The following is a 15,477-nucleotide window of genomic DNA, read 5'->3' on the forward strand; positions in this document are numbered from 1 at the left end:
GTCGGGGTCGTACTGTTGAGGTGCACTTACGGGTGCACGGAGAGCTATTCATGACTTTGATGGAGCGCACCACGTGACCAGGTTCGACAGTATCGAGCGCGCAGTCGCCGATATCGCCGCAGGCAAGGCCGTCGTCGTCGTCGATGACGAGGACCGCGAGAACGAGGGCGACCTCATCTTCGCCGCCGAGAAGGCGACCCCGGAGCTGGTGGCCTTCATGGTCCGCTACACCTCCGGTTACCTCTGCGTCCCGCTCGACGGCGACGACTGCGACCGGCTCGGCCTGCCGCCGATGTTCTCCAGCAACCAGGACAAGCACGGCACCGCGTACACGGTGACGGTCGACGCCAAGGAAGGCATCGGCACCGGCATCTCGGCCTCCGACCGCGCCGCCACGATGCGCCTGCTCGCCGACCCGGACTCGGGCGCGAGCGACTTCACCCGTCCCGGCCACGTGGTGCCCTTACGCGCCAAGGAGGGCGGCGTGCTGCGCAGGCCCGGCCACACCGAGGCGGCCGTAGACCTGGCCCGGATGGCTGACCTGCGTCCCGCCGGCGTCATCTGCGAGATCGTCAGCCAGAAGGACGAGGGCCACATGGCCCAGACCGACGAGCTCCGGGTCTTCGCCGACGATCACAACCTGGCCATGATCTCGATCGCGGATCTCATCGCCTGGCGCCGCAAGCACGAGAAGCACGTGGTGCGGATCGCCGAGGCGCGGATCCCGACCAACCACGGCGAGTTCAAGGCCGTCGGCTACCAGAGCATCTACGACGAGGTCGAGCACGTGGCCCTCGTGCGCGGCGACCTGGCGGGTCCGGACGGCGACGGCAGCGACGTGCTGGTCCGCGTGCACTCGGAGTGCCTGACCGGAGACGTGTTCGGCTCGCTGCGGTGCGACTGCGGCCCGCAGCTCGACGCTGCGCTCGACATGGTCGCCCAGGAGGGTCGCGGCGTCGTCCTGTACATGCGCGGTCACGAGGGCCGGGGCATCGGCCTCATGCACAAGCTGCAGGCGTACCAGCTGCAGGACGCGGGATCCGACACCGTCGACGCGAACCTGGAACTCGGGCTGCCCGCGGATGCCCGCGACTACGGCATCGGCGCGCAGATCCTCGTCGATCTCGGCATCTCTTCCATGCGGCTGCTGACGAACAACCCGGCCAAGCGGGTCGGGCTGGACGGCTACGGCCTGCAGATCACCGAGCGGGTCCCGATGCCGTTGCGCGCCAACGCCGAGAACCTCACCTACCTGCGCACCAAGCGGGACCGGATGGGGCACGACCTGATCGGTCTCGACGACTTCGAGACCGGGGGCGCGGTATGAGCGGCGAGGGGCTGCCACAGCTCCAGCTCGACGAGGCGAAGGACCTCAAGCTCGCAATCGTTGCCGGGCAGTGGCACGCCGAGATCTCCGAGGCCCTCATCGCGGGCGCGCAGCGGGTGGCCGAGCAGGCCCAGCTCGAGGACGTCACGCTCGTCCGCGTCGCCGGTGCCATCGAGCTGCCGGTGGTGGCGCAGGCGCTGGCCCGCACCCACGACGCGGTGGTCGCGCTCGGCGTCGTGATCCGCGGCGGCACGCCGCATTTCGAGTACGTCTGCGACGCAGTCACCGCCGGCCTCACCCGGGTCTCCCTGGACGAGAGCACCCCGGTCGGCAACGGGGTGCTCACCACCGACACCGAGCAGCAGGCGAGGGATCGCTCCGGCCTCCCCGGCTCCGTCGAGGACAAGGGCGGTCAGGCCTGTGCCGCCGCGCTCGACACCGCGGTGACGCTCCGTCACCTGCGTCAGCCCTGGACCGAGCAGTCGTTCCGATGAGCGCGTGGGAGATGGACGTACGGTCCAAGCGGTCCGCCCGCTACGCGATGGCGGTCGCGGCCGTGTTCGTGCTGGTGTTCGTCGTGCTCGCGGTGCTGTTGCGCAGCTCGGCGACGGGTGTGTACTTCCGGCTGATCGATCAGCTCGCGATGGTCGGCATCGGCGGGATCCTCGCCGGCGGCGCGCTGCTGCTGACCCGCCCGCGGCTGCGCGCCAACGCCAGTGGCGTCTCGGTGCGCAATGCGTTCACCGAGCGGTTCGTCGAGTGGGATCTGGTGCGCGGCCTGACCTTCCCGGACGGGGCGGCCTGGGCGCGGATCGAGCTGCCCGACGACGAGTACATCCCGGCGATGGCGATCCAGGCGAACGACCGCGAGTACGCCGTGAACGCGGTCAGGAAGTTCCGCGAACTCGAATCGAAATACGCGCAGGCGGACGCCGAATAGATGGGCCGTGCGGGGGAACTGGGCAAGCCGTCCTGAATCTCCGCGTTTCGTGACACGATTGACCGCGCCATGATCGCTCCACCACAGAGGAGACGAACAATGTCGGTCGCGAAAGTTCTTGAGATTTCAGCTAGTTCCACCGTGAGTTCGGACGATGCGGTCAAGCAGGGCATCGCGAAGGCCGCGGAGACTGTGCACGGCATCACGGCCGCATGGGTGCAGGACACCCAGGTGGTCGTCGAGAACAGCAAGGTCACCGAGTGGCGCGTCAACCTGAAGATCACGTTCGTGCTCGAGTAGGCGCCCCGGCTCGACCACCGCGGCCCGACGTGCCAAGAGCGCGTCGGGCCGTTCTCGTATCCGAAAAGGTGTGTCCCATCCCACGTCCGGATCGGCCCGAGTTCACGCGGCCGTGACCTTTTGGTACGTCCAGCCCACTAATGTGGATCGGGTCGAGTACTTCGAATTCGAGACCGCTCGAATCGGGTGCCCGACTCAATTGCATTGGAGGTCCAGTGGAAATCCTCCTCGTCCTCGCATGCGGCCCGATCATCATGGCCGCCATCTACGTCGCGATCAGCGCGGTCTATTTCGTCGAGCTCCGCCGGCTCGACCGCGCAAGCGCCGGAATGACCGCCTCACCCCAGCCGTCCGGGTGTCAGCCGTCCCAGCGGCTGGCCGACCTCCGTCGGGCCGACGGTCGCCGCGCCCCCGCGGGGCGTGGCAACCACCCGCACGCGCCGAGTCAGCGCAAGCTGGTCTCCACCTCCGCGTAAGTCGCTGCGCCCCGGGCACTTCGACGGGCCTGTAGTAGAGGCCCGCCTCTATCCGACGACGTCGCCGGTCACCGCGCCCTCCCGGCGCGGGTCCGCGCCGCCGATCCAGCCCTCGTCGTGACGCCCCAGCACGCTCAGCCCACTCGATTGCGGTTCCGTCGAAACCTGGTGGCCCATCTCGGTCAACGCCCGCACCAGTGGGTCCGTGGCGCCGTTGTCGGCCGCTTCGATATTGGGGTGCTCGCCGCCGACGTTCGTCCTCGGTGTGTTCGCCGCGCCGAAATCGACCATGGACACGGCCTGTTGCGGATCGAGTTCCCAGTCGAGCATGCCGACCAGCGTCTTGACCACGAACTGGATGATCACCGATCCACCGGGGGACCCCACGGCCAGCAGAACCTCGCCGCGGTGCCCGTTGCCCCGCTCGAACACCAGGGTCGGGGCCATCGAACTGCGCGGCCGCTTTCCCGGCTCCACCCGGTTGGCGAGCGGCGAACCGTCCGGCGCGGTCGGCTGCGCGGAGAAGTCGGTCAACTGGTTGTTGAGCAGGAAGCCGTCGACCATGTGGAAGGAGCCGAACGCCGACTCGATGGTGGTGGTCATGGCCGCGACGTTGCCGTACCGGTCGGCCACCGTGATCTGGCTGGTGCCGTGGTCGTTGCCCGGCTGCGTACCCATGGCGACCGGGCCGAAGTCGCCGGGCTCGGCGGTGCCCATGCTCCGGCGCGGGTCGATCAGCGCCGAACGGCCGCGCAGGTAATCCGGATCGATCAGGGTGTCGGGGGAGTTGCCCGGCAGCGGCACGAAGTCCGAGTCGGCGACGTACTTGTCCCGGTCCGCGTAGGCCAGTCGCTCCGCCTCGGCGATCAGGTGCACGCCCGTGGCATCGGGTTCGCCGCCGTCCGCGTCGAGCGCCGTCGGCCGGTACGCCGACAGGTCGAAGTTGCTCAGGATCCCCAGCGTGGCGGCCACCGCGGTGCCGCCGGACGACGGGCTCGGCATCCCGCACACCTCGCGCCCTCGGTAGTCCGTACACAGCGCGGTGCGCTTCTTGGCCTGGTATCCGGCGAGGTCCGCGGTGGTCATCGCGCCGGGGGTGCGACCTCCGCTCGGGTCGTCGGTCGCCGCCACTATCGCCTCGGCAATGGGCCCCGCGTAGAACGCGTCGGCACCCTCCGCGGCGATCACCCCCAACGTCTTCGCCATCGCCGGGTTCGTCAACACGGTGCCCTCCGGTTTCGGTGACCCGTTCGGATTGAGGAAGTACGTCCGCGCGTTCTCGTCGACGGCGAGGTCGCTGGCCGAGCCCGCGATCGAGCTCGCCATCCGGGGACTGATCTCGACCCCGTTGTCCGCGAGCTCGATCGCGGGCTCGAACAGGGTGTCCCATGGCTGCTTTCCGTGCTCGCGATGGCTCATCTCCAGCATGCGCAGCACCCCGGGAACGCCGATCGAGCGGCCGCTCGCCCGCGCCGAGGGTGCCGGCTCGGTCCGGTTGGTGTCGTCGATGAAGCGCAGGTAGTTCTCGGTGGCGGCCATCGGTGCGGTCTCACGTCCGTCGTAGGCGTCGACGGTCCCGGTCGCCGCGTCGTGGTACAGCAGGAAGGCCCCGCCGCCGATGCCAGACGACTGCGGCTCGACCAGGCCGAGCACGGTCTGCGCAGCGATCAGGGCGTCCGCGGCGGTGCCGCCGTCGTCGAGTACCCGGCAGGCTGCCTCGGTGGCGACGGGGTTCGCGGTGGACACCGCGAACCTGGCCGTCGTGACCGGCGTCATCCCGGCGCGGTATCCGGTGGCGATCTCCGGATGGGTGGACAGGTTCGCGCTGGTGGGCGGCTGGGTCAGGGGTGCGGCGGCGATGGGGGTGCCGTTAGCCGCGATGGTGCACGGGCCGGCCGCGCCGTCGTCGGTGGCGGAGCATCCGACCGCCAGGGCCAGGGTCAGGACCGTCGCGGTCGCCGCCGCGAGACGCATCGCGTCGCCTGTGCTCACACCGATCACCCCAGAACGAGTGGCCTACGTGCCCCGGCTTCCGACGCTAGCAGGCGAACGGGCCCCTCGGTGCGGCTGTCCTGGGTGGTCGGTGGGGACGACTAGCCTGGTGTTGTGCCCGATCCAGCCACCTATCGCCCCGCCCCGGGAACCATTCCGGTGGCGCCCGGCGTCTACAAGTTTCGCGATCCCCACGGCCGGGTCATCTACGTCGGCAAGGCGAAGAGCCTGCGGAGCCGGTTGAGCTCCTATTTCGCGGACGTCGCGTCCCTGCATCCGCGCACCCGGCAGATGGTCACCACCGCGGGCAGCGTGGAGTGGACCGTGGTCGGCACCGAGGTCGAGGCGCTGCAGCTCGAGTACAACTGGATCAAGGAATTCGATCCACGCTTCAACGTCCGCTACCGGGACGACAAGACCTATCCGGTGCTGGCGGTGACCCTGAACGAGGAGTATCCGCGGCTTTTCGTGTACCGCGGGCCGCGCCGCAAGGGTGTGCGGTACTTCGGTCCGTACGCGCACGCCTGGGCGATCCGCGAGACGCTCGATCTGCTGCTCCGGGTGTTCCCGGCCCGCACCTGCTCGGCCGGTGTGTTCAAGCGGCACAACCAGATCGGCAGGCCCTGCCTGCTCGGCTACATCGATAAATGCTCGGCCCCGTGCATCGGTCGGGTCAGCGCCGATGAGCATCGGCGCATCGTCGAGGATTTCTGCGACTTCCTGTCCGGGCGCACCGACAAGCTGGTGCGCGAGCTCGAGGCGAAGATGCTGCGCGCTTCCGACGATCTGGACTTCGAGAGCGCAGCGCGGCTGCGCGACGATCTCGGGGCGCTGCGCAAGGCGCTGGAGAAGCAGGCCGTGGTGCTCGGCGACGGGACCGACGCCGACGTGGTGGCCTTCGCGGCCGACGAGCTCGAGGCCGCGGTCCAGGTGTTCCATGTCCGGGGCGGCCGGGTGCGCGGTCAGCGCGGCTGGGTGGTCGAGCGGTCCGGGGAGAGTGGATCCGAGGACCTGGTCGAACAGTTCCTGACCCAGTTCTACGGCGAACAGGCCGCGATGACCGATCAGCCCGGGCTGACCGCGGACAAGACGACGGTGGTGCCGCGCGAGGTGCTGGTTCCGGAGTTGCCGCCGAACGCCGAGGAACTCCAGGTCTGGCTCAGTGGCCTGCGGGGGTCGGCGGTGACCCTGCGGGTGCCGCAGCGCGGCGACAAGAAGGCCCTCGCCGAAACGGTGCAGCGCAACGCCCAGGAGTCGCTCGCGCAGCACAAGCTCCGCAGGGCGGGCGATCTCACGTCCAGATCGGCGGCGCTGCAAGGGATTCAGGAAGCGCTCGACCTCGACCAGGCGCCGCTGCGGATCGAGTGCGTGGACATCAGTCATGTCCAGGGCACCGACGTGGTCGCCTCGTTGGTGGTCTTCGAGGACGGCCTGCCCCGCAAGTCCGACTACCGGCACTACTCGATCAAAGAGGCTGCGGGGGAAGGGCGTTCGGATGACGTGGCCAGCATCGCCGAGGTCACGCGTCGACGTTTCCTGCGGCACGCAGCGGACGTGGCCGGTTCGGACGCTGCCGCCCCGGCGGACGCGGGCGACGGGGGAGACCAGGCGCCCGAAGCGGCCCTCGACCCGCAGACCGGTAGGCCGCGGCGGTTCGCCTATCCGCCGAACCTGTTCGTCGTCGACGGTGGCGCCCCACAGGTTGCGGCGGCAGCGGCCGTCCTCGACGAATTGGGGATCACCGATGTCGCCGTCGTCGGCCTCGCGAAGCGGCTCGAGGAGGTCTGGGTGCCGGGCGACGAGGACCCGGTGATCCTGCCGCGCACCAGTGAATCGCTGTACCTGCTGCAGCGGGTCCGCGACGAGGCGCACCGATTCGCGATCACCTTCCATCGGAGCAAGCGTTCGCGCCGGATGACGGCCTCGGCACTCGACTCTGTCCGTGGGCTCGGCGAGGCCAGGCGTACCGCGCTGGTCACCCATTTCGGGTCGGTGGCCAAGCTCAAGCAGGCGAGCGTGGAGGAGATCATCGAGGTGCCCGGTATCGGGGTCACCACCGCGAAGGCGGTGCTGGTCGCGCTCGGGGCCGAACCCGATCCGGCACAAGCCGCGACATCAATGGGCGCGGATGACCCGGTGGTGGACGCCGCGGTGGGGGATGATGGTCCCAGCGTGACCGCCACGACGGCGGGTGCGGGTGAGTTCGGGGGCTCCGACCAGCACGGAAACGGACTGAGGAGGGCGGGAGTCGAGTGAGTGATGCGACCGGGCAGGGGGAGTCGGACATGGAGGTGGCACTGGTCACCGGCCTGTCCGGCGCCGGAATGAGTACCGCGGCGAACGTGCTCGAGGACCTCGGGTGGTACGTCGCGGACAACCTGCCGCCCGAACTGATCTCCCGGATGGTCGACCTCGGCCTCGAACCCGGATCGCGGATCCCCAAGCTCGCCGTCGTGATCGATGTCCGGAGTCGCCGGTTCACCGGCGACCTCGTCTCGGTCATCAAAGAGGTGGAATCGAAGGCGACGCGGACCAGGGTGCTGTTCCTCGAGGCGACCGATCAGGTGCTGGTCCGACGGTTCGAGCAGGTCCGGCGCAGCCACCCGCTGCAGCAGGACGGCGTCGACGGCACCCTGATCGAGGGGATCGAGGCCGAGCGGGTGCAGCTCGCACCGGTCAAGGCCGACGCGGACCTGGTGATCGACACCTCGTCGCTGTCGGTGCACGAGCTGCGGCAGAAGATCGAGTCCGCGTTCGGCGGCGAGACGACCGGGGCGATCGCGATCACCGTGCAGTCCTTCGGTTTCAAATACGGGCTGCCGATGGATGCGGATCTCGTGTGCGACGTGCGATTCCTGCCGAATCCGCACTGGATCCCGGAACTGCGCGAACACACCGGGCGGGACGCGGCGGTGAGCGACTACGTGCTCTCCCAGGACGGTGCCAGGGACTACCTGGACACCTACCGGCATTTGTTGGAGTTGACGACCAACGGATACCGTCGGGAAGGCAAGCGTTACATGACAATTGCGGTGGGGTGCACCGGCGGGAAACATCGGAGTGTGGCAATGACTGAGGCCCTTGCGGGCATGTTGGAGCGGGAGCAGGGTGTGACCGTCAAGGTCGTGCACCGGGACTTGGGGCGCGAATGACGTCCGACTCCTTCCCGGAGGTTCCCGCCGGCCCCACGATCGTTGCCCTCGGCGGCGGTCACGGTCTCTACGCCACCCTCGGTGCCGCGAGGCGAGTGAGCTCCGACGTCACCGCGGTCGTGACGGTCGCCGACGACGGCGGTTCCTCGGGTCGACTGCGGTCCGAACTCGGCGTGATCCCGCCCGGCGACCTGCGGATGGCGCTGGCCGCGTTGGCGGCGGACACGCCCGAGGTGCAGACCTGGACGGCGACGCTGCAGCACCGTTTCGGCGGCACCGGCGCGCTCGCGGGTCACTCGGTCGGCAACCTCATCCTGGCCGGGCTGAGCGAGGTGATGGGCGGCACCGTCGCCGCCCTCGACGAGATGGGCCGGGTGCTCGGCATCCACGGTCGCGTGCTGCCGATGTCCCCGATCGCGCTCGACATCGAGGCCGACGTGGTGGGCCTGGAGTCCGACCCCCGGGTCAGTCGGTGCATCCGCGGGCAGGTGGCCGTCGCCACCACTCCCGGGAAGGTGCGGCGCGTGCGGCTGCTGCCGCCGGATCCGCCCGCCTGCCCCGAGGCGGTCGCCGCCATCGAGCAGGCCGACTTGGTCCTGCTCGGTCCCGGATCCTGGTTCTCCAGCGTCATCCCGCACGTGCTCGTGCCCGAGCTGGTGCAGGCCCTGATGGAGACCAGGGCGCGCAAGACGCTGATCCTGAACCTGGTGGCCGAGCCGGGCGAGACGACGGGTTTCTCCGCGGAGCGGCATCTGCACGTACTGTCCCAGCATGCGCCCGAGCTGACGGTCGACGACATCATCGTCGACTCGGCATCGGTGCCCGAGGGCAGCGAACGTGACTATCTTCACCGGGCCGCCCAGCTCCTGGGGGCCGAACTGACCTACGCCGACGTTGCGGACAACGGCGGTGCCACACACCACGCGGGCAAGCTCGCCGCGGTCCTCGACCGCCTCGCGGTGCCGAAGGAACGCCAGACAACCCCCGGAAGGGAGACCACTTCGTGGCAATGACAGCGGAGGTCAAGGACGAGCTGAGCCGGCTTGCGGTGACCCAGGTCTCCGCCCGCAAGGCCGAGGTCTCGTCCCTGCTTCGGTTCGCGGGCGGGCTGCACATCGTCGGTGGGCGCGTGGTGGTCGAGGCGGAGGTGGACCTCGGCAACACCGCTCGCCGGCTCCGCCGGGAGATCTTCGACCTGTACGGCTACTCCTCGGACGTGCACGTACTCGGCGCGGGCGGGCTGCGCAAGAGCTCCCGCTACATCGTGCGGGTGGCGAAGGAGGGCGAGGCCCTCGCCCGCCAGACGGGTCTGCTGGACCTGCGTGGCCGTCCGGTGCGCGGGCTGCCCGCCCAGGTCGTCGGAGGCAGCGTCGTCGACTCGGAGGCGGCGTGGCGGGGTGCGTTCCTCGCGCACGGTTCGCTGACCGAGCCCGGTCGTTCCTCGGCGCTGGAGATCAGCTGCCCCGGGCCGGAGGCGGCGCTCGCACTGGTCGGCGCGGCCCGCAGGCTCGGTGTCGCGGCCAAGGCCAGGGAGGTCCGCGGCACGGATCGGGTCGTCGTGCGCGACGGCGAGGCGATCGGCGCGCTGCTCACCCGGATGGGCGCCCAGGACACGAGGCTGACCTGGGAGGAGCGCCGGATGCGCCGGGAGGTCCGGGCCACGGCGAACCGGCTGGCGAACTTCGACGATGCGAACCTGCGGCGTTCGGCGCGGGCCGCGGTCGCCGCGGCGGCGCGGGTCGAGCGGGCCCTGGAGATCCTCGGTGACGACGTGCCCGATCATCTTGCCGCCGCGGGCAGCCTTCGGGTGCAGCACCGGCAGGCCTCGCTGGAGGAGCTCGGTCAGCTGGCCGATCCGCCGATGACGAAGGACGCGGTCGCGGGCCGGATCCGTCGCCTGCTGTCGATGGCGGACCGCAAGGCGAAGGACACGGGTATCCCGGACACGGAGTCCGCGGTGACCGCGGACCTGCTGGACGAGGCGTAGCGCAGCGGAGCCGACCATCGGTACCGAGGCGTAGCGCGACGGGTGTATCGAGGTTCACCTCGGGCGCAGTGGGTGATCCATCCCACTGGGCCACCTGTCTTTGCGTCCCGCGCGGAGCACTAGTGTGGGGCACACATCTGATCGATGAACACTGAGAATGGTCAAAGGAGCGAATTGTGACTGTCCGGGTAGGCGTGAACGGCTTCGGTCGTATCGGACGTAACTTCTTCAGGGCGGTCGATGCGCAGAAGGCGCTCGGCACCACCGACATCGAGATCGTGGCGGTCAACGACCTGACCGACAACGCGACCCTCGCCCACCTGCTCAAGTACGACTCGATCCTGGGCCGTCTGCCGTACGACGTCTCCCTCGACGGTGACGACACCATCGTCGTCGGCGATCAGCGGATCAAGGCGCTTGCGCACCGCGGCCCGCTGGACGAGCTGCCCTGGGGCGACCTGGGCGTCGACGTGGTCGTCGAGTCCACCGGCATCTTCACCGATGCGGCCAAGGCCAAGGGTCACCTCGAGGCCGGCGCCAAGAAGGTCATCATCTCCGCGCCCGCCAAGGGCGAGGACATCACCATCGTGATGGGCGTCAACGACGACAAGTACGACGGCAGCCAGAACATCATCTCCAACGCCTCGTGCACCACCAACTGCCTCGGCCCGATCGCCAAGGTCCTCGATGACGAGTTCGGCATCGTCAAGGGTCTGATGACGACGATCCACGCGTATACGCAGGACCAGAACCTGCAGGACGCCCCGCACAGCGACCTGCGTCGCGCCCGCGCGGCCGCCCTGAACATCGTTCCCACCGGCACCGGTGCGGCCAAGGCCATCGGCCTGGTCCTCCCGCAGCTGCTCGGCAAGCTCGACGGCTACGCGCTGCGGGTTCCGATCCCCACCGGCTCGGTCACCGACCTCACCGCGAACCTGCGCAAGTCGGCCACCGCCGACGAGATCAACGCCGCGATGAAGGCTGCCGCCGAGGGCCCCCTCAAGGGCATCCTCAAGTACACCGACGCGCCGATCGTGTCCTCGGACATCGTCACCGACCCGCACTCGTCGATCTTCGACTCGGGCCTGACCAAGGTGATCGACGACCAGGTCAAGATCGTCTCCTGGTACGACAACGAGTGGGGCTACTCCAACCGTCTGGCGGACCTCATCGGTCTCGTCGCGAAGTCCCTCTGATCCACGTGGCTGTTCAGACACTGAAGGATCTGCTGGACGCCGGGGTCGCGGGCCGCACCGTGCTGGTGCGCTCGGACCTCAACGTCCCGCTGGACAACGGCACCATCACCGACCCGGGCCGCATCATCGCGTCCGCGCCGACGATCCGCACGCTGGCCGAGGCCGGCGCCAAGGTCATCGTGATGGCGCACCTGGGCCGCCCGAAGGGCGAGCCCGACGCGGCGCTGTCGCTGGCCCCGGTCGCGGCCCGGCTCGGCGAGGAGCTCGGACGCAACGTGCAGCTGGCCGGCGATGTCGTCGGGCAGGATGCGCTTGCCCGTTCCGAGGGACTCACCGACGGCGACGTGCTCCTGCTGGAGAACATCCGCTTCGATCCCCGTGAGACCAGCAAGGACGACGCCGAGCGGGAAGCCCTCGCCAAGGCGCTCGTGGAGCTGGTCGACGGCGACGGCGCGTTCGTCTCCGACGGATTCGGTGTGGTGCACCGCAAGCAGGCGTCGGTCTACGACGTGGCGAAGCTGCTGCCGCACTACGCGGGCGCCCTGGTCGCCACCGAGGTCGAGGTGCTGCAGAAGCTGACCGAGGACTCCGAGCGGCCGTACGCGGTTGTGCTCGGCGGCTCGAAGGTCTCCGACAAGCTGGCCGTGATCGAGGCGTTGGCCACCAAGGCCGACACCCTGGTCATCGGCGGCGGCATGTTCTACACCTTCCTCGCCGCGCAGGGGGTGTCCGTCGGTAACTCGCTGTGCGAGGAGTCGATGATCGACACCTGCAAGTCGCTGCTCGAGCGGTACGCCGACGTCATCCACATCCCGCAGGACGTGGTGATCGCCGACTCGTTCTCCGCCGACGCGGAGTCGAAGACGGTGTCGGTGCTCGAGATCCCGGACGGCTGGATGGGCCTGGACATCGGACCGGAGTCGGTGGAGCGCTTCGCGGCGATCCTGTCCGGCGCCAAGACGGTGTTCTGGAACGGGCCGATGGGCGTGTTCGAGTTCGAGAAGTTCTCGGCAGGCACCAAGGGTGTCGCCGAGGCGATCATCGGGGCCACCGGCAGGGGTGCGTTCAGCGTCGTCGGCGGCGGCGATTCCGCGGCCGCGGTGCGGCTGCTCGGCCTGCCCGAGGACGGCTTCTCGCACATCTCGACCGGCGGCGGCGCGTCCCTGGAGTACCTCGAGGGCAAGTCCCTTCCGGGCATCGAAGCGCTGGAGGGCTGAGCGATGGCACGTAAGCCGCTCATCGCGGGCAACTGGAAGATGAACCTCAACCACTTCGAGGCCATCGCCCTGGTGCAGAAGATCGCGTTCTCGCTGCCCGCGAAGTACTTCGACAAGGTCGACGTGACGGTGATCCCGCCGTTCACGGACATCCGCAGCGTGCAGACGCTGGTCGAGGGCGACAAGCTCCTGCTCACCTACGGTGCGCAGGATGTCTCCGCGCACGATTCCGGCGCGTACACCGGTGAGATCAGCGGTGCCATGCTGGCCAAGCTGGGCTGCACCTTCGCGGTGGTGGGCCACTCGGAGCGTCGCACCCTGCACGGGGAGTCGAACGAGACGGTGCTCGCCAAGACCAAGGCAGCGCTGAAGAACGGCCTGACCCCCATCGTGTGCATCGGTGAGGGCCTGGAGATCCGCGAGGCAGGAAACCAGGTGGAGTACAACCTGGAGCAGCTGCGTGGATCCCTCGCCGGGCTTTCCGCGGACGAGATCGCCAAGGTCGTCGTCGCGTACGAGCCGGTGTGGGCCATCGGCACCGGCCGGGTGGCGACTCCGGCGGATGCGCAGGAGGTCTGCAAGGCGGTTCGCGGCGAGCTCGCGACGCTGGCGTCGGCCGAGGTCGCGGCGGGCGTTCGCGTCCTCTACGGCGGCTCGGTGAACGCGAAGAACGTCGGCGAGATCGTCGGCCAGTCGGACGTGGACGGTGCCCTCGTTGGCGGCGCCTCGCTCAAGGCTGACGAGTTCGCGACGCTCTCGGCGATCGCTGCGGGCGGTCCGCTGCCGTGAACGGCACAGTGATGCTGCCCTGATCGGGGCGGCATTGATCTGCTGCACAATTCAACGCCGGTGGGCGCGTGGTCTTCGGATCGCGCGCCCACCGGCGTTTCATGTGTCGAGAGGTAACATGTAGTTCAGTCGACAAGAGGAGCGTCCGGTGAAGTTCGAGGAGATCCCCACGGTCAAGAAGATCGGGATCCAGGTGCTGAAGGCGCATCAGTGGGTCTACGAGCGCACGAACGGTCGGATCGGCCACCGGATCCTCGGCGTGCCATGCCTGCTGCTGGACACCGTCGGCGCGAAGACCGGGCAGGCGCGGGTCAACAGCCTCACCTATGTGCAGGACGGCCGGGACTACGTGGTGGTGGCCTCCAACGGCGGCGCACCGCGATCGCCCGGCTGGTACTTCAACCTGCGGGCACGTCCGGACGCCTCGGTCCGGGTCGGCACAACCACGGTTCCGGTCACCGCCCGCCTGATCGGGCCGGACGACGCGGACTACGCGCGGCTGTTCGCCGCCGCCGACGCGAACAATGGCGGCCGCTACAGCGGCTACCAGCGGCACACCGACCGCCCGATCCCGCTGGTCGTGCTCGCACCGCGGTAGGGAACGCAGAACGCCGGTGGGCGCGTGGCTTCGAGCCGCGCGCCCACCGGCGTTTCGCGTGGGTCACATCAGCGGAGCAGCTTGGCCTTCAGCTTGCCGATGGTGGCCTGATCCAGGCCGAGGCCGTCGGTCAGGTACTTGTCGACGGTGCCGTAGTCCGCCTTGACCTGGTCCAGGCCGGCCTGCAGGTAGCTGGCCTCGACGCCGAACAGCGGATCGAAGAGCTTGGCGACCTCTTCGCCCTTGGTGGCGACGATGTAGGCGCGCGTCTTGGCGGCCCATTCCTTGTTGTACTCGTTGGTGAGCAGGTAGTCGCTCATGATGGTCGCGTCGTTGACGCCTGCGATGCTCTGCAGCAGCATCGAGGTCCAGCCGGTGCGGTCCTTGCCCGCGGTGCAGTGATAGACCTGTGCGCCGGGGGTGTTCGCCAGCTCGGTGAGCAGCTGCTTGAAGCCGTCCTTCTCGTTCGCTCCGGTGACGAACGCCTGGTTCATCTGCCGCATCATGTTGCGGGCGTCCTCGGGGGTCTTGATCAGGCCGACCATGTCGTTGATGTTGCCGGACAGGATCGGGATGCGGACGTACTCGGCGCCGGCGGGCACGCGATCGGCCTTGTCGTGGACCTCCTGGTCCGAGCGCAGGTCGTAGACCGCCGAGAGCTTCAGGCCCTCGAGGGTGGTCAGGTCGGCGTCGTTCGGCACGATCGCGTCGGCGCGGTAGAAGACACCCTTGTTGAGGTTCTTTCCGTTGGCGCCCGCGTAGCCGGCGCCGGTGCCCGCGACGTCGCGGAAGTTGGGCACGCTGGCGAGCCGGGGGGCGTCCGGTGCGGTCTGGCCCGCGCCGACGCTACCGAGGCCGGCGGACCCGGAGTTGAGCAGTTCGGCGAGCGCCGGGGGAAGGACCGGGTCGGCCTGCGCGAGCCCGGCGCCGCTGAAACCGGCGAGCAGCACTCCGCTCGTCACCAGCAGAGATCCTGCGATCCTGGAACCGTGTCGAGACATGAAGAACCTTCCGATCGGATGTGTGAGGTCTGTCGGGAGGCGAAGGTAGTCACGTGGGCGATCCGCTGTCTCGAATGACGGCCGTTCCTCCCGCTCAGCGGTCACAATTCGTGTTGGGAGGCTCACAATCCGGTCCGATACGAGTCCATGGCGGGCCAAACGGTAGGCTTGGGCGACTTGTGGCCGTATCCGTCAGCGAAGGCGTGGAGATTACATGGAACTGTTCCTGGACATCCTGCTGGTGATCACCAGCCTGCTGCTGATCGTGCTGGTGCTGCTGCACCGTGGTAAGGGCGGCGGCCTGTCCAGCCTGTTCGGTGGCGGCGTGCAGTCCAGCCTGTCCGGTTCCACGGTCGTGGAGAAGAACCTCGACCGGATCACCGTGTTCACGGCCATCGTCTGGCTGATCGCTATCCTCGGCATCGGTCTCCAGATCAAGTACAGCTGACGACACCACCGGATCTGGACGTCTTGATCCTGCCGGGACGGGGCTGAGCACCGA

At 68.8% G+C, this 15,477-nt stretch carries 16 protein-coding genes; 14 read left to right on the forward strand and 2 right to left on the reverse strand.

The features are described from left to right. Window positions 1–73 precede the first annotated feature (73 nt). From FCG67_RS09665 to FCG67_RS09685, 5 genes are all read left to right on the forward strand, one after another. Complete coding sequence (locus tag FCG67_RS09665) at window positions 74–1,327, forward strand: bifunctional 3,4-dihydroxy-2-butanone-4-phosphate synthase/GTP cyclohydrolase II (protein WP_136909298.1); 1,254 nt, start codon at window positions 74–76, stop codon at window positions 1,325–1,327. Then, the gene (gene ribH / locus FCG67_RS09670) at window positions 1,324–1,821 is read left to right on the forward strand and encodes a 6,7-dimethyl-8-ribityllumazine synthase (protein WP_027499691.1); all 498 of its coding nucleotides are present in this window, start codon (window positions 1,324–1,326) and stop codon (window positions 1,819–1,821) included. Before FCG67_RS09665 ends, ribH begins: the two co-directional genes overlap by 4 nt. Continuing rightward, window positions 1,818–2,267: a PH domain-containing protein gene (locus FCG67_RS09675; protein WP_136909300.1), complete on the forward strand. Its 450-nt coding sequence runs from the start codon at window positions 1,818–1,820 to the stop codon at window positions 2,265–2,267. Before ribH ends, FCG67_RS09675 begins: the two co-directional genes overlap by 4 nt. 99 nt (window positions 2,268–2,366) lie before the next feature. Then, window positions 2,367–2,567, forward strand: a complete 201-nt coding sequence (locus tag FCG67_RS09680; protein WP_136909302.1) for a dodecin family protein — start codon at window positions 2,367–2,369, stop codon at window positions 2,565–2,567. A gap of 215 nt (window positions 2,568–2,782) precedes the next feature. Then, window positions 2,783–3,043 (forward strand): hypothetical protein, encoded by a 261-nt coding sequence (locus FCG67_RS09685; protein WP_136909304.1) that lies wholly within the window; start codon window positions 2,783–2,785, stop codon window positions 3,041–3,043. 48 nt (window positions 3,044–3,091) lie between these two features. On the opposite strand, the gene ggt is transcribed toward FCG67_RS09685, so the two are convergent. After that, a complete protein-coding gene (gene ggt / locus FCG67_RS09690) occupies window positions 3,092–5,017 on the reverse strand; it encodes a gamma-glutamyltransferase (RefSeq protein WP_136909897.1) in 1,926 nt (641 codons plus the stop codon). A 132-nt stretch (window positions 5,018–5,149) separates the two neighbouring features. On the opposite strand from ggt, the gene uvrC reads away from it, so the two are divergent. The 8 genes from uvrC to FCG67_RS09730 all read left to right on the forward strand — a co-directional run bounded on the left by uvrC (window position 5,150) and on the right by FCG67_RS09730 (window position 13,974). Further along, window positions 5,150–7,291 carry an excinuclease ABC subunit UvrC gene (uvrC, locus tag FCG67_RS09695; RefSeq protein WP_136909306.1) on the forward strand — a complete coding sequence of 714 codons (2,142 nt, stop codon included), beginning with the start codon at window positions 5,150–5,152 and terminating at the stop codon, window positions 7,289–7,291. A gap of 29 nt (window positions 7,292–7,320) precedes the next feature. Further along, a complete protein-coding gene (gene rapZ, locus FCG67_RS09700) occupies window positions 7,321–8,187 on the forward strand; it encodes an RNase adapter RapZ (RefSeq protein ID WP_077041525.1) in 867 nt (288 codons plus the stop codon). Next, window positions 8,184–9,200 carry a gluconeogenesis factor YvcK family protein gene (locus FCG67_RS09705; RefSeq protein ID WP_136909308.1) on the forward strand — a complete coding sequence of 339 codons (1,017 nt, stop codon included), beginning with the start codon at window positions 8,184–8,186 and terminating at the stop codon, window positions 9,198–9,200. Before rapZ ends, FCG67_RS09705 begins: the two co-directional genes overlap by 4 nt. Beyond that, complete coding sequence (gene whiA / locus FCG67_RS09710; protein WP_077041526.1) at window positions 9,191–10,174, forward strand: DNA-binding protein WhiA; 984 nt, start codon at window positions 9,191–9,193, stop codon at window positions 10,172–10,174. The genes FCG67_RS09705 and whiA overlap by 10 nt, the downstream gene beginning before the upstream one ends. A gap of 176 nt (window positions 10,175–10,350) precedes the next feature. Continuing rightward, window positions 10,351–11,370 (forward strand): type I glyceraldehyde-3-phosphate dehydrogenase, encoded by a 1,020-nt coding sequence (gene gap, locus FCG67_RS09715; protein WP_077041527.1) that lies wholly within the window; start codon window positions 10,351–10,353, stop codon window positions 11,368–11,370. A gap of 5 nt (window positions 11,371–11,375) precedes the next feature. Continuing rightward, complete coding sequence (locus tag FCG67_RS09720; RefSeq protein WP_136909310.1) at window positions 11,376–12,587, forward strand: phosphoglycerate kinase; 1,212 nt, start codon at window positions 11,376–11,378, stop codon at window positions 12,585–12,587. A 3-nt stretch (window positions 12,588–12,590) separates the two neighbouring features. Then, window positions 12,591–13,376, forward strand: coding sequence for a triose-phosphate isomerase (tpiA, locus tag FCG67_RS09725; protein WP_097209870.1), 786 nt, complete (start codon window positions 12,591–12,593; stop codon window positions 13,374–13,376). A gap of 148 nt (window positions 13,377–13,524) precedes the next feature. After that, on the forward strand, window positions 13,525–13,974 hold the full coding sequence (locus FCG67_RS09730) for a nitroreductase family deazaflavin-dependent oxidoreductase (protein ID WP_246044978.1): 450 nt from the start codon (window positions 13,525–13,527) through the stop codon (window positions 13,972–13,974). Between the two features lie 68 nt (window positions 13,975–14,042). On the opposite strand, the gene FCG67_RS09735 is transcribed toward FCG67_RS09730, so the two are convergent. Beyond that, on the reverse strand, window positions 14,043–14,936 hold the full coding sequence (locus tag FCG67_RS09735) for a tyrosine-protein phosphatase (RefSeq protein ID WP_246044979.1): 894 nt from the start codon (window positions 14,934–14,936) through the stop codon (window positions 14,043–14,045). A 253-nt stretch (window positions 14,937–15,189) separates the two neighbouring features. Between FCG67_RS09735 and secG the strand changes: the two genes are divergently transcribed. Continuing rightward, window positions 15,190–15,423 carry a preprotein translocase subunit SecG gene (gene secG / locus FCG67_RS09740; RefSeq protein ID WP_136909314.1) on the forward strand — a complete coding sequence of 78 codons (234 nt, stop codon included), beginning with the start codon at window positions 15,190–15,192 and terminating at the stop codon, window positions 15,421–15,423. The last annotated feature ends 54 nt before the right edge of the window (window positions 15,424–15,477 follow it).

Origin of the sequence: Rhodococcus oryzae (genome assembly GCF_005049235.1) — a bacterium.
Lineage (GTDB): Bacteria > Actinomycetota > Actinomycetes > Mycobacteriales > Mycobacteriaceae > Rhodococcus_G > Rhodococcus_G oryzae.

Bases quoted from the DNA above. Each gene is read 5' to 3' on its own strand.
- ribH (WP_027499691.1), top strand. From the start codon at position 1,324: ATGAGCGGCGAGGGGCTGCCACAGCTCCAGCTCGACGAGGCGAAGGAC.
- FCG67_RS09675 (WP_136909300.1), top strand. From the start codon at position 1,818: ATGAGCGCGTGGGAGATGGACGTACGGTCCAAGCGGTCCGCCCGCTAC.
- FCG67_RS09680 (WP_136909302.1), top strand. From the start codon at position 2,367: ATGTCGGTCGCGAAAGTTCTTGAGATTTCAGCTAGTTCCACCGTGAGT.
- ggt (WP_136909897.1), bottom strand. From the start codon at position 5,017: ATGCGTCTCGCGGCGGCGACCGCGACGGTCCTGACCCTGGCCCTGGCG.
- rapZ (WP_077041525.1), top strand. From the start codon at position 7,321: ATGGAGGTGGCACTGGTCACCGGCCTGTCCGGCGCCGGAATGAGTACC.
- FCG67_RS09705 (WP_136909308.1), top strand. From the start codon at position 8,184: ATGACGTCCGACTCCTTCCCGGAGGTTCCCGCCGGCCCCACGATCGTT.
- tpiA (WP_097209870.1), top strand. From the start codon at position 12,591: ATGGCACGTAAGCCGCTCATCGCGGGCAACTGGAAGATGAACCTCAAC.
- secG (WP_136909314.1), top strand. From the start codon at position 15,190: ATGGAACTGTTCCTGGACATCCTGCTGGTGATCACCAGCCTGCTGCTG.